Origin of the sequence: Listeria immobilis (assembly GCF_014322765.1) — a bacterium.
GTDB classification, from domain to species: domain Bacteria; phylum Bacillota; class Bacilli; order Lactobacillales; family Listeriaceae; genus Listeria; species Listeria immobilis.
In genome coordinates, this window is sequence record NZ_JAASTZ010000021.1 from 1 (window position 1) to 13216 (window position 13216).

A 13216-nucleotide genomic window follows, 5' to 3' on the forward strand; every position below is an offset into this window, starting at 1 on the left:
TTTGCTGGAAGGAATAGGATACCAAAGGCGAGGATAACTGCGTTCACTGAAAAAACGGGTTATATCAAAGAGCAACGGACGAAATAATCGGAAATCGCCAGGCATTCTTGCTCTTGAACTTGCTCTTGAACTTGCTTTTGATTGAAATAATTTAGCTTTCTAAATTATTTCCATGCCCTGAATGTTTTTTTTGTTGCTCTTTTCCTCAAGCAACAAAAAAGAGAACCTAAAAAGATTCTCTTTTGTTGCTTATTTAGTGACTATCTTCTATGTACGAGATATAGCTAAGCGCTATATCTCTGCTAAACTTATAATTTCTTTCTATTCTTTCGCTCTAACTTTTGTACTCGATGTTCTTTTTTTCGTTCTACTCTTATTTCTTGTATTTCTTCTAGAAAAACATCATAACTTTCTACCTTCTCTTCCTGTTCCCCATCGATTTCTTCGCAAAATTTCACGGTCACAAAATAATTAGGTGCCATTCCATTATTTCTTACTTTTAAAAATTGTAAGTTTTTCACTTCTATATTTTCTCCTAAAAAAATATACTTCTCAACAAATTCCCAAATATCTTTATTCAATCGTCGCTTTTCCAAGACATGCATACAAAAAATGGCGACACCTATTAGCAATACAGCTAGAATGACATAGAGCAATTCATTTCCCTCCTTTAAATAATATCTTCTGGTTGCAGCTGGCCATAACTTCCTGCAAGGCTTCGAGCATTTTCCATCATGCCATCGGAATAATCAGCCACATCATCTTCCATGTATGGTCCTTCTTTGGGTGCTTCCTCGGATGGATTCGCTTCCTGGTTGTCCTTTTTCTCTAAGTACTGCACTTTTCTTGCTGCTACTTCGGTTAAATAAACAGTTTTTCCATCTTTATCATTATAATTTCTTGTTTGAAGTGACCCCGTTACCGCAATTAAATTTCCTTTTCTTTGATATTTACATAAATTTTCTGCTGGTTTTCCCCAAAGAACACAAGAAAGAAAATCTGCTCCATAATTTCCCTGTTTATCCGGTCTATCTTTTGTCACGGCCAAGATAAAATTACAAACAGGTCGTTTTCCTTCTTGCGTATCAATAAAACTCAATTCCAAATTTTTTGCGATTCTTCCAATTAATTGTACTTCATTCATTTTCATGATAATTCCTCATTTCCTATTTTAGTTTTTAAATCTTGGGATAACTCGATTAATGTTTGTGCCATGCTATCAAAATGCACAATAATAAAATTGGTGTACGTTTTATTTCTACTCTCTTCAAAGCTTCTTAAAATGGTTTGTAATTTGTTTTGAATGCTTCTGGTGGGAACCACATAAATAATTTTATCTTGTGCAGTGTATTCATTATCTAGCATGTTTAAATAGTGTGGGATGATTCGTTTGCTATAACGAGTAAAACTTTTTAAGGTTAACTCAATTTCAAAATGCCAAATAATATCTATTCCATCATCGGGTGACAAAAACTCAAAATCAAAATCCGGAACTTTATAGATTCTTCCTTTGGCTTCTTTGGCATCTTTGGCTTCAAATACAAGTCTTCGTTCACTTGATACAGCATTTAAGTAAGGATGTCTTCCAACCACTTGAAATGCTTCAATCAACATATCATTAATTTTCAAATGATGATCTAAATTGTAATAGGGATTATTAGGTACTGCATAAGAAGAACCTAAAAATTGAACACCTTCCTTTGTAATGTAATAAATGATTGATTTTTGATAACGGTAATCCGTAATTCGTTGGATGTAATAACGTTCTTCTAGATATAACAAAATTTTGTCATAGGTTCGCTTGGTCAATCCATTTTCAAAAGCCACAAATTCTTTAATCTGTTTTTTGGTGATAATCCTCAGTTCATTCACCAACGTTAATATCCGAATGTAATTTGCATTATTCGATGTGGGATCAATGTAATAATGATTAGTTAATTTTTCTAAACTCATAAATCGTGTGACCTCCTTTCTGTTTTGTATCCGTGGGGAAAGTTTTAGGTTTGCGCCAGCAATACCGTTAATTTTTCGCATGGGCAACAACCGGAAAAAAATGAAGGGCGTTAGTTCACAAGGAAACCATTAGCCAAAGCGAATGGTTTCTTATTAAGCCCTTTCCAAAAGAAAGGGTGGCGCTCCAAATTTCTGATCGGTACGTGCTATTTTCCATTCGTGCTTCTATGCTTTTGCAACGAGGCAACTTGTTTCAACAAGTTGCTTTCCTTCTCCCCCTTCTTTCAAGTTTTGGTGAAGGAAGGGGGTTGGGGGGATAGTTGTTGTTGCCCTTGTCTTTTGCTCTTATCTTTTGACCTTTTCTCTTGATCTTTTCTCTTGACCTTCTTTCCTTTTCTTCTTTTTTTCTTTCTTTTTTTTCGTGGCCTGTTTCCCTCCCTCTATCTATTAGGTTTGTTTTATTTTCTGTAATCCTGACCATTTTCTCTCGTAGTGTTTGTTAAAAACACGTAGAGAGAAAATGGTCAGGATTTTTTTGCTTGCAAAAAAGGAAGATAAAGCAAACCGGCGCAATGGATAGAGCGTTTGGAGGGAAACAGGCCACGTGCCCCCCTTAAAGCCTACCTAAAAGCCTACCAAAGTGGTTACCTAAGAACCTACCAAAGTGGCTACCTAAAAGCCTACCTATTTGCCCACCCTTAATCTTTTGCATTTTTAAGGTTTTCTTACATAAATGGTGTGTGGTTCTTCGTATTCTGCGCTTGCTTTTCGATACAAAACAAACTCACTTGTTTTTAATTCCTTGAGGACATCTGGATGTATTTTGAACACAGATACTTCTCTTCTTGTGCCTTTATCTCCCTTCCAACTCGTGCTATTAACATTACCGTAACCGTCTTCTTGTTGCGTTACTTCGGTTAATTCAATATCCGTAAAAGTTCCCAAAAGTTTGGCTGCATACTCTGCTTCTCCTGGTTCATTCATCCGGCCAATGAAAAAAGTATTGGCATTTCCGATTAATAACTTATCCATCTTTTCATGCTTCAGGGTTAAATCGGTGATCGTTTGGGGAGAAAATAATGTATGAATACCTGCACCACGAGTCTTATTAACGGTATCCATAAAATTCTCCGATAGATACGTAGAAGGTTCATCACAAAATAAAAAGAAAGGTTTTTGTTGTCCATTTCCACCTTCTCTTCCGGCATTTTTTGCAGCACTTTTATAGCGATACGAGGCCAAAAAGTTGATTTCTCCGATGAAAAAATGAGCCAATGATTCGATAAATTCTTTATAAATCAACCCATCTAACCCCACATAAACCATGTCATTATTCGCATCTACTTCCAACAAATCGAGTTCGTTTCCATCACAAGAACTCGTATCAAACAAATAACCAATTTCACTTTTTAATAATAAATCGACATTACTTCTTAGATTATCTGCTTGTAAATATAGCTGAAATATTCCTTCTTTACTTGTTTCATAACTCTCCAGCAAGTCATGAAAGAGCAATTGTAACGCCTCACTAAGCATAAACTTGGCTATCTTCACGCGTTGGTATAGTGGAAGTTTATTAAATACATCTTTAATCACTTCGGCTTGTTCTGGATTAGATTCTAGTTGTTGTTGCCTTACAGCCATTCGACCTCGTGGTTGTGCTGGCTCTTCTTTCTCTTTTGTTTCACTCGTTTTTTCTTCTTCTTTTTTTGCTATTTTTTCCTTCTCTAAGAGGTTATCAAAGAATTTTTTCTTCTTTTTATACAACTGATCGTAATTCAAATTATCCCAATCTATCGAGTCTCTGAATACTTCCAAAACCAATTTAGGATTAAATAACTTCGACAAAGTGGGAAAGTCTCGTTTTAAAGAAGGAACTTGATCCATCAATTGAATCGTTAATTGAAGTAATTTTTCAGCACCAGTGGAGTAATACGTACTTTCTGTTTGAGCCATGCTGATTAATTTATCTCGTATGACAATACTGTTTCCATACTTAATGGGATTGTATCGTAAGTCATGTTCATCGGAGAAAACATGTACTTTTCGCTGATGTTTTTTTGCATAGGCTTCCACGGCCATACGAGTATCAGGGGAGCCTTTTCCATCAATGATGAGTGCTGGTAAACCCATTCTTGCACAATCATCAAAGAATACCTCTAACAAAGTCGTTTTACCTGTCCCTGTTGACCCTAATATAAGGGCGTGTTGATTCAATTCTTTTCGTGGTAACCAAGCTTCTTTTCCAAATTCATTCGTTCCAATCAGTATATTTTGTTGCAACGCACGTACTTTTTCTTCGTCTTCACTTTGCATTAATTTTTCATATTTTTCATTCAATGTAGCACTATTTTCAAATCTATTTCTTCTCCTTTCTTGGTATTCTTTTGATTTTTTTATTCTTCTTCGAACGGTTTCGGTTGATTCTATTCGTTGTTTATCACTAAAAATGTAATAACTAAGGATGACTCCAGCAAAGAACAATCCATTCAGTAAGAGGGCTGGTAACGAAGACCAGCCAAATTGTAACGGACTCCCAATCTGATGTAATGGGAAAAATTCATACGCTGAAAAATAAGCTTGTGGCATGACCATGCTAAAAAGAAAAGCATTAAGTACAAACAATCCGAATGTTATCAAGCCTATTTTCTTTTGCCAAGCATACAGAGCTGGCACATACAAAGTGCTAGCTCCATGCTCCATTTTATCTTTTTTATGCCAATAAAAGACAGGCGTTGTTAATACAGCGCCTGCCATTAGAAAGGGATAAAAAACGATCCCTATGATACTAGCAATGAACGTTAATTCTTGCAGTCGTGTCTTTGGTTTTTTGTCGGATGGACTATTTTTAGTATCTGAATGAAATAAATTTTGATTCCACATTTATTCACCTACTTCCTTCGATTCCTTTGTGTCAGCACGGAGGCTCGATTTTTTGTACTTCTAACTGGTCTTTGAATGGCTACTTTTCGAACATTATTTTTTGTCTTTTGTTGCTTCTCTGTACCTGATACGGTGGTTGGATTATTGCTTTTTCTTTGAATCATTACTGACTTTGGAACGGCCTTTTTAGTAACAGCCTGTCCATTTTTTCTTACCGGTCTTGCTGCCACTGTGGAGGCTTGGCTATTTCTTATTGGTCTCGTTGGTGGCGCTTTTCTTGTCTTTGGTGTCGGACTAGCTGCATGATTGGATTGCTTTTGAGTGGCTGGTTGAACGTTTCCTTTCTTCAATGGTGGGTTTTTCTTGGTTGCTTGCCCTGTTCTACCATACGCTTTTTCTTGGTTTGCTTGTCGTTTATTGCTTAGCCTTGTAGCTGTAGCTGTGTTATGTTCTGCCGTATTTTTTGCTTGTCTTCGTTGTCTATGTTTTTGTTGAATTTGTTCCCGTTTTCCTTGTACTCGTTGTTGTCGTTCAGATAGTTCTCCGTTTCTACCTTCTCCGACTGGTACATGTCCGAATACTTTTTCATATTCTTTTTCTTTTGCTTCTTCTGCACGTTTGGCACCTCGACGAGCTTCACTGGATTGTACTCGTTCTTCTGATTCTTTTTGTGCTTTTCTTTGTTCCTTCCGTTTCTCTTGTTGTCCTTTTCTAGCTTCATTGGCTTTTTGAACTAATTTTTGCGGAACTTTGATCACGTTTCCTAAGCCATTAGTTTTTGATTTTTGTTTCTCTTCTTCCTTTTTTCCTCCCCCATTTTCTTTTTCTCTTTCTCTTCTTCTTTCTTTTCTAGCCAATTTAGCTTCATTTGCACTTTGTACTGGATGTACCAGCTGATTAGCTAAACGATGTGATTCTATACTATTTCCGGTCACTGCTGCTATTAATAAATTAAGGATTAATGTTCTCCAGATATAAAGAATTAATGGTAACAACACATAAAACAAGATGACAATAATTTTTAGAAAAATATTGTTATAGTCATCACTTGTTCGGTAAGCTATCAACATGTACGTAGCAAAAAAGAACGCCATAAAGGATATGGCACCTTTTAATAACATCACTGTTAGATAACCTTTCGCAATATTTTTAAATGGATTCATTTGTGAACTAAACATAGAAAACAAGAGAATAACTATGCTGAGTGGGAACATAAATAGTAATAAAAATCCAAGCATACCCTTTAATAGAAATAGCAAAAAGTAAATGATGAATTGTATTAAATTCAATAAAAGGAAGAATATATTAATGATCGCTATACTCATACTTTTCTTGACTCCTACATTTTTGTTATTCAAATCATCGTATTCTATCTTAGCGACATCCGAAACAAAATCTTCACTTACGGTGCTAGAATCTGCATTCCCCATGAGTAAACCTAGTCTAGAATATTCTTTACTATTGTATTTGATTTTCTTTTTGTTAATCTCGTCTACATCACTTATTCCATAATTATTGATAAGATAGGGTGTAAATACATTGGCTTTAAAAATGTTTGCTGCCACTTTTTCTCCAGGAGATTTCTTGGCATATTCGTCACTATTTTCTAGCGCCTTATTAGAATTCATAAATGCTCCTGCTACTGCTGTGTCTAAATCTGTAGCTATAGTCATAATGCCTTTACTTTTGTTCGGGTCACTCATCGCTAGCATAGAAGCTATAACCAATACAGCCATGATAAATACAAGCAGCGCTTGCTTAAGGTTTTGTTCCATTACAAATTTTATTAGCATGATGAGTGCCAGCACCATAACTCCAAGGGTCGTTGCTATACCAAGTAGAGAGTCAGCTAATCCATTAGTTAAATTTAATATAGGCTGTCTTATGGGCTTCATAGCATCTAAATCAAATAGAAAGCCTGTTGCTTTGGCATTTAACAATCCTACAAACTTTGTAGCTTCCCAAGTACCAGTCTTGATACCTACACCCATATTGGCTATCGTTTTGGTCACTGGGTTTAAGCTACCGGGTTCTTTCGTCATAAGGGGAAAAGAAAAATTTTCATAATCACGATATACACCTACTGGATCATCGGTTACTTTTTTATCTTGAATCTTTTCATCCTGCTTATTTTTATTCGCCGGATCAACAGTATCCGTACTTCCCATATTATTGTTTATTTCTGCATGTACGGTAGTGCTATGCATGCAACAGATGCATATAAGCAGTACAATGAATACCCATTTTTTCCATGTACGCATGAATTACACCCCCTTTGCTTGTTCTAGGTCTAGTGCATTTTTCGTTATTTCACTTGTTTTATCCGTGGAACTACAAGCCGTTAGCCATTCATCGAAAAGAACATCAATGACGATGGGCTGTGTTCGTCCCAGGTGGTCTTGATACAAACAAGTTCCTCGTTTAAGATTTTTTATCACCGCTTTATTGTCTTCGTTTATGTCTAAGTTTAAAGATTTCAAGGCTTCTAACTGTGCTTCTTCATCGTTTGGCCGAAAAACAAAACGGTGACTAATTAATGATTTTTTTCTTTCGTCATTAAATACACCACCACCCGATTGAGTAATGATGTATATATCAGTATTATTCGCTCTTCCTTTCGCCAAACTGTCGTCCATTTTTTCTTTCCCACTCGCTGTATTCTCTAGACCTGCTGCTTCATCAAAAATGATGGCTGCATCCTGGTCTTTGTCCGTAGAAAAAATATTCACCAGTTTATAAATATTTTCCATGATAACTTGAGAAGCTCGTTGGATAGGAGTTAATTTCGCATGTTGTTCGACTTCTTCTTTAGTTGGTAATTTTAACCCAGCGATACCTAAAACCGTGATGGGATTGTCAAAATTAATACATTGTGTCTCATCATTTCCAAATAACACACGGCCAATCGTATTATCGTATCCACCGATTAAATCGGCTAATTCAGCATCTGTTTTTCTGATTTCTTGGATGACCCGTAATAAGTTTTTAGGTGCATTTGCCTGGATAACGGTTTTAATTGCTCGTTGGATGGTCACTTTTTTCGCACTCGATGTCGCTGCATTATTTTCTAATTCTCCTAATACTTCTAACGTTTCCCGTGCAACACTCTCTGCTTCTTCCCCTTTCAGGAAAATAAGTGGGTCTAATAAACCACGATTCTTTTCTTCCCCACTTAATCTCATAAAATTAATCCGTTCTACAAACTCGGCGAATTCTGGGATATTCCCATGTTCTTCTACTGCTTTTTCGAAGAAACGTTCTGTTTCATCTTTGGGATCCACGTAAAGCACTTTTTGACCTAAAGAAGGTAACCAACAGAATAAATACTTGACGGTCACACTCTTTCCTTGTCCTGGTGGACCAGTAATCATGGTATTCCCATTGGTAAATTGCGCCCCACTAATATCTTTTTTGGTCAACGTAGGATTTAACCACACGACTTTGGATGAATTATCTCTTGCTTCTTCGGCAGAACGATATTTTTTTTGTGTAATTAATCGGCCTATCGGTATGCCATAATTATTTCCGATGTTTCGTTCCAAATCTAAGCCTAACTCCCACAAATAACCTGTAGATGGGTTTCGTTCAAATAATCGAAAGTCGTAAGGGGTAGCAAGTAATGACTGATGGAATAAAGTTAGTTGGTCTACTACTGGCTGATATACTTTAAATTTGGTCGCTTGAATGGCGTATTGTAAGTCCTTGATTCTGTTGTTTAATTCTTCCAAACTCTCTCCACTAATAATAAATAGGATAGTCGACTTGGTTAATCGAAAATCTTTGTTTTTAATATCTCCTTGTAAATACCGGAGAGTTTCTTCTCCATTGACAAGTACTTCGTCTTCATCCAAGGGTTTGTCTGTTTGATTTCTGTCCTGTTCCTGGTAGTATAAACGGTTTCTAATTTTACTTACATTTTTCAAATCTTTTTCCACTTTACTAAAGCGAACGAATACTTGGGTTCTTATAGGAAAGGCTAAGGTATCTCTTAATATTTGAATAAATCCACTTCCTGCAAGACCTTCTGGTGTTTCTATGAGGGGTAGTGAGCTAATATAATGGGTTTTATCTAACTGTTCGATGGTGATATAACCCTTTTTATTGGTGATAATCCCTTCTTGTCTGTTAAAAGGGTGAATGTTCGCATGGGCTAAAATGGTTTTGTTGGTTGGATGAAAGTTGTAGTACATAATCCGGTTGATTTCTTCTTCCATCACTCGATCTAATGCTTTGTAATTTTGTAAATCACTATACAGCATTTTTTCTGTATTTTCGTAATGGGATAAAGGTTTCTTTTCACTCGTTGGATTACCAACCATCCTTTTTAATAACTGTTTAGCACCACGTTGAAATTCTTTGTAAAAATCTAAAGGATCCACAATTTCCGCTGGTTTCGTCAACCTGATTTGTAAATACTGAACGTAATTGTTATTTTGTACTTCATGTTTCAGGACACTACTTGCTCTTTCCCAGTAAGTATCATAATAATTGGTTGCTTGTTTCGCTAATATCAAGTCTTTCGTTTTTTGGATATGTTGCTGCATATCATAGCCTTCTGGAATATCAAAGAACTTGTAATCAAATTCATCATGCCCAAAAACACCTTTGCCATCCTCTATATACGACTCAAAAAAGGATGTACTATGGAGGGGATAATCTAGTTTAGCTAAGCGGTAAATCGCAAAAACTTCTCCGTCTTTCGTTAATATCATGTTCTTGTATATGCTTTCAATCGGGGATTCTACAATTCGTTCGGCCACTTTTTCACCTTCTTCCCGTATCATATTTCACGGTACAATCAAGCGGTATTTCTACTAGTTGGCCATGTTCGTATTGTCTATAGGTATTTTTCTTAAATCGAAAACGATCAAGGAGATAGCTAAAAAAACTTTTTCTGTCCCAATTTAACGAAAACAATGTCCAAATAACCCCTCCAGTTAGAACTATCATAATCATCCAGCCTTTTTTTATGAGTGCCACTAAGCTAGCTACTCCTTGAATGTAAACAAAAATCCCAACTAGTATTAACACTAAAAATACAGATCCAATCACGATTAACTGTTGAATCGTGACTCCATCTTTCGCAAAAGGTATGGGAAACCCTTTGTAGGTGTATACTTTATGTTTTTGTTGAAGTATTCGTGTATAATCATATTCCATAACCTTCATCCTTTCTAAAAAGAGACTAGTATCGAACAGACACTAGTCTCTTTTCTGTGTTTCCTAAGTCAAAAAGAAACGACACATTTCCATCACCGAATTTGGTTCTAAAGTAGATATATAACTCAATTTAAAAACGGTCTTGTTAAACCATTCACCTAACACATCTAAATTTTTAAACGCAATCATCAATCCAGCTACTACAATAACAACCAAACCGGTAACAAAGGCTTTTCCCATGTTTTGAGTAGCTACATTCACTATGACAAGTACAATACCTATAATAGCCAACAATATACCTAATTGCGTAAATACATTATCTCTAAGTGGTGCTAAATCTACTGGCATTTTTCGTCCTCCTAATTATTCATGTTATTCACAAAATAACTGTCTTTGTTTTGTCGCATTTGGAACGTGAAATACGAGGTTTGAGGGGCATTTTCCGTAAACGTGAAAGTATATGTCCCCTGTACCGTTATTTCTTTTCCATTTTTGACTACATTGGTAATGGTAGCATTTTGCAACGTACCACCATCTAACCCCTGTACAGCAGAGATTAAATACAAATTTGGGTCATTTTTACAATAAAGTTCTAAGAATTTTTGACTAAATGCTTCTACTTTCTGCTTTTCATCTGCATCTAATTCTGTTCCCTTCTTCGTAAAATAGTCCTCTTTGTTCTCTACACTGGTTTTTGGGGCTTTATTTTCTTTGGTATTTAAATATTCTGGTATTTGTATGAAAATACTTTGGCCACTTTGATAAACTGCATACAAGGCTATTTCTGTTTCCTTTGTTTGACCATTTTCTTGGAAACGAACATCATAAACGGTTCTATATAAACTTTTTTTCCCTTCTTCGGTGGTCACTTGTTGGTTCACTACATCTACCACAATACCGTCTCTTTTGACATCACTCGCCGTGTTCGACAAAAAGTTCACATCGACACCAGAAGCAAGGTTTCGTTTTAGTTGGTTCAATCGTTCATCTACAGCCTTATCCTCGCTAGGGTTAGAAAAAAAGGTTTGTAGCCACTTCTTGCCATCATAAGCCACCAAATCTCCTTCTTTTTGTTCTGCTTTGATACTTGTGGTGAGATCATTTGGATCGATTGCTTTTGAGTTGGCTACATCTACTATGGTGTCTAATCGGCCATAGGTCATCAGTAAAACCAGCGTGAGGGTAATAAAAAGGGTATAAAAAAAGACGGTGAGTCCATTTTGGAACCAACGTCTTTTAAACGGGATTTTTCTGGAGGAAGGCTTTTCTTCCTGTTTTTTGTTTGGTTTTTTCTTGGTGTTTTTCTTCTTCGGGGGGGCGCTCGGATGGATATTCTCCAAATGTATTTTTGGTTCATTCATTTACTAACCCAATCCTTTGCAGAAGTTCTTTCGGTACTTTATCAGAAATAATCACTTCATTCACAATCATTCCGGCACCTTCTAAGAAGTATAAAGCTCGTTGATAATTGGCTTTGTTTCCTGCTTGCTTACTGTAATCTTGATAGTAAACTTGTCTTCCTATGACCAGTTCTTTCTCTTGAATACCTTGTAAAATAGCATTTCTTACGGCTTCATAGCCAGTTAGTTTTCTTTTCGGTTCATAAGATTGGTTGAATTCTTCCATGTTATTAGTCCCTTCTTATTTCGTATTCCCAACTGGTGTAATGATTACTTCATTCATTTTCCAGTGGTTATCTTCACTCGTAAACAGAAAACGCACATAATTGGTTTGTTCATACGATTTCCCATTCACAGTGACTCTATTCGTGATGATGTTCACCACGGTTGGATGGAAGAAGCGTTCTTTGTTGTAGTAAGATTCTTGACTGATTAAAGTACTTCTAGCAGAACTATCACTTATCCCAGCTGCTTCCTCCATCTTTGCTTGAAATTCTTTCGTCACTAATGGATAAATATGTTGAAATTGTTCTTCTGTACTACTATACGTAAAATAAGCTTCGATCAATTGTTGATTACTTGCTCGCACTTCTTTTTCTTTGATAACTTCTTCGTTATTCGTTGTTTCCTGATTCGTTTTCTTTTCTCCAGTAATTTCAATGGGTTCTTGTTCGGCTGTTTGCTTCTTTTTCGTCCTCTTTTCCGTTTTTGTTTCTTCGTTGTTATCAGCAGATGTAACAAAATAAAAAATGGCTCCTGCAAATACAAAAAGAAGAACGGCTATACTAATAAGTAATCCTTTTTTCATCGTTACCTCCTAACTATGGTTTCACACGTCCAAATCCTGCAAAATGTTGCTTCCAGTAGCCAGCAGCGTAATTATGATAGCCAATGCCACTACTATTCGAGTCAAACATTTTCGTTTCACTGACAACAATCCCTACATGGCTTATATGGTTGGCTCCACCATATGTGCCTTTGAAAAAGATGAGGTCGCCAGCTTTCACATCTTTTGCTTCTATCCGTTGGGTGGCTGAATATTGTTCTGTCGCTGTACGTGGAACGCTAACCCCTGCTTTTTTAAAAGACCACTGGACTAAGCCGGAACAATCGAATCCAACTTCTGGCGTGCTTCCTCCCCACGTATACACCCATCCTTCGTATTTCGTCGCTTCACGCATGACAGCATCAAAATAACTTATTTTATCTCCAATGACTTCTACATCTGCTGAATTTCCAGCAGTACAGTTTTTGGATAAACCACCAAAATTTTCCGCAATGGAATAAACAGTAGGTATCCAATTCGCATTTAAATTAGTTGGGTCGTTACTAGCACCGACAGGCGCATAAACAGCCCCTAATTTTTCAATGGTATCTAATCCATCCACAACAATGCGATTATGAAGCGTTTGTGCCATCGCTGCTAATCCATCATCGAGTGTCGCAAACGTCTTCACTGTGGCCATTCCTGTGGCCGTATCCATGAGGCCTCCTGGGTTGTTTTTAACCGTCACTGCCTTACTACTTCCCCAAGCTGTTTCGCTCATGGCAATAGAAGCAAACAGTACGGGATCAATGCCTTGTTGTTCTGCTAGTGTGAGAAAAACATCTGCTTTATCTTTAAAAACCCCTGCTTTTTCAAACCCTACTTCCCATTTTTCGGAATCCACGGTGCCAGTAATCGAGCAACCTCCACCCGAAGCTGTATTATCGTCTTCTTCTGAAAACAAGGTCGCTCCACCAAGTAACATAAATAAGAGCATAACGCCTAGTAAAGGGACTAATGCTAGGATGACGTATAGTTTGGCTTTTTTCTTCAT

The 13216-nt window shown here is 36.7% G+C and carries 13 protein-coding genes; all 13 read right to left on the reverse strand.

The annotated features are described in order from the left end of the window. Nucleotides 1–308 precede the first annotated feature (308 nt). The gene (locus HCJ50_RS13700) at nt 309–656 is read right to left on the reverse strand and encodes a hypothetical protein (RefSeq protein ID WP_185348395.1); all 348 of its coding nucleotides are present in this window, start codon (nt 654–656) and stop codon (nt 309–311) included. A gap of 14 nt (nt 657–670) precedes the next feature. After that, the gene (locus HCJ50_RS13705) at nt 671–1150 is read right to left on the reverse strand and encodes a single-stranded DNA-binding protein (RefSeq protein WP_185348397.1); all 480 of its coding nucleotides are present in this window, start codon (nt 1148–1150) and stop codon (nt 671–673) included. After that, the gene (locus tag HCJ50_RS13710; RefSeq protein WP_185348399.1) at nt 1147–1953 is read right to left on the reverse strand and encodes a replication-relaxation family protein; all 807 of its coding nucleotides are present in this window, start codon (nt 1951–1953) and stop codon (nt 1147–1149) included. The genes HCJ50_RS13705 and HCJ50_RS13710 overlap by 4 nt, the downstream gene beginning before the upstream one ends. 253 nt (nt 1954–2206) lie before the next feature. Further along, nucleotides 2207–2434 carry a hypothetical protein gene (locus tag HCJ50_RS13715; RefSeq protein ID WP_185348401.1) on the reverse strand — a complete coding sequence of 76 codons (228 nt, stop codon included), beginning with the start codon at nt 2432–2434 and terminating at the stop codon, nt 2207–2209. Between the two features lie 233 nt (nt 2435–2667). Next, entirely contained in the window at nt 2668–4836 is a 2169-nt protein-coding gene (locus HCJ50_RS13720) for a helicase HerA-like domain-containing protein (RefSeq protein ID WP_185348403.1), read from the reverse strand. 8 nt (nt 4837–4844) lie between these two features. Further along, nucleotides 4845–7097 (reverse strand): ABC transporter permease, encoded by a 2253-nt coding sequence (locus HCJ50_RS13725; protein WP_185348405.1) that lies wholly within the window; start codon nt 7095–7097, stop codon nt 4845–4847. Nucleotides 7098–7100: 3 nt separating this feature from the next. Beyond that, nucleotides 7101–9596: an ATP-binding protein gene (locus HCJ50_RS13730; RefSeq protein WP_185348406.1), complete on the reverse strand. Its 2496-nt coding sequence runs from the start codon at nt 9594–9596 to the stop codon at nt 7101–7103. Nucleotides 9597–9600: 4 nt separating this feature from the next. Further along, the gene (locus tag HCJ50_RS13735; RefSeq protein WP_185348408.1) at nt 9601–9996 is read right to left on the reverse strand and encodes a TcpE family conjugal transfer membrane protein; all 396 of its coding nucleotides are present in this window, start codon (nt 9994–9996) and stop codon (nt 9601–9603) included. Nucleotides 9997–10059: 63 nt separating this feature from the next. Further along, entirely contained in the window at nt 10060–10344 is a 285-nt protein-coding gene (locus HCJ50_RS13740; RefSeq protein ID WP_185348410.1) for a hypothetical protein, read from the reverse strand. Nucleotides 10345–10355: 11 nt separating this feature from the next. Then, entirely contained in the window at nt 10356–11357 is a 1002-nt protein-coding gene (locus HCJ50_RS13745; RefSeq protein ID WP_185348412.1) for a conjugal transfer protein, read from the reverse strand. Further along, the gene (locus HCJ50_RS13750; protein WP_185348414.1) at nt 11350–11622 is read right to left on the reverse strand and encodes a hypothetical protein; all 273 of its coding nucleotides are present in this window, start codon (nt 11620–11622) and stop codon (nt 11350–11352) included. The genes HCJ50_RS13745 and HCJ50_RS13750 overlap by 8 nt, the downstream gene beginning before the upstream one ends. Nucleotides 11623–11637: 15 nt before the next feature. Beyond that, nucleotides 11638–12204 (reverse strand): hypothetical protein, encoded by a 567-nt coding sequence (locus HCJ50_RS13755; RefSeq protein WP_185348416.1) that lies wholly within the window; start codon nt 12202–12204, stop codon nt 11638–11640. Between the two features lie 13 nt (nt 12205–12217). After that, nucleotides 12218–13216, reverse strand: a complete 999-nt coding sequence (locus HCJ50_RS15900) for a C40 family peptidase (RefSeq protein ID WP_260443065.1) — start codon at nt 13214–13216, stop codon at nt 12218–12220.

Excerpts from the sequence above, each read along its gene's own strand:
- HCJ50_RS13705 (WP_185348397.1), bottom strand. The coding sequence starts at position 1,150 with ATGAAAATGAATGAAGTACAATTAATTGGAAGAATCGCAAAAAATTTG.
- HCJ50_RS13710 (WP_185348399.1), bottom strand. The coding sequence starts at position 1,953 with ATGAGTTTAGAAAAATTAACTAATCATTATTACATTGATCCCACATCG.
- HCJ50_RS13720 (WP_185348403.1), bottom strand. The coding sequence starts at position 4,836 with ATGTGGAATCAAAATTTATTTCATTCAGATACTAAAAATAGTCCATCC.
- HCJ50_RS13745 (WP_185348412.1), bottom strand. The coding sequence starts at position 11,357 with ATGAATGAACCAAAAATACATTTGGAGAATATCCATCCGAGCGCCCCC.
- HCJ50_RS15900 (WP_260443065.1), bottom strand. The coding sequence starts at position 13,216 with ATGAAGAAAAAAGCCAAACTATACGTCATCCTAGCATTAGTCCCTTTA.
- HCJ50_RS13725 (WP_185348405.1), bottom strand. The coding sequence starts at position 7,097 with ATGCGTACATGGAAAAAATGGGTATTCATTGTACTGCTTATATGCATC.
- HCJ50_RS13750 (WP_185348414.1), bottom strand. The coding sequence starts at position 11,622 with ATGGAAGAATTCAACCAATCTTATGAACCGAAAAGAAAACTAACTGGC.
- HCJ50_RS13740 (WP_185348410.1), bottom strand. The coding sequence starts at position 10,344 with ATGCCAGTAGATTTAGCACCACTTAGAGATAATGTATTTACGCAATTA.
- HCJ50_RS13735 (WP_185348408.1), bottom strand. The coding sequence starts at position 9,996 with ATGGAATATGATTATACACGAATACTTCAACAAAAACATAAAGTATAC.
- HCJ50_RS13715 (WP_185348401.1), bottom strand. The coding sequence starts at position 2,434 with ATGGTCAGGATTACAGAAAATAAAACAAACCTAATAGATAGAGGGAGG.
- HCJ50_RS13755 (WP_185348416.1), bottom strand. The coding sequence starts at position 12,204 with ATGAAAAAAGGATTACTTATTAGTATAGCCGTTCTTCTTTTTGTATTT.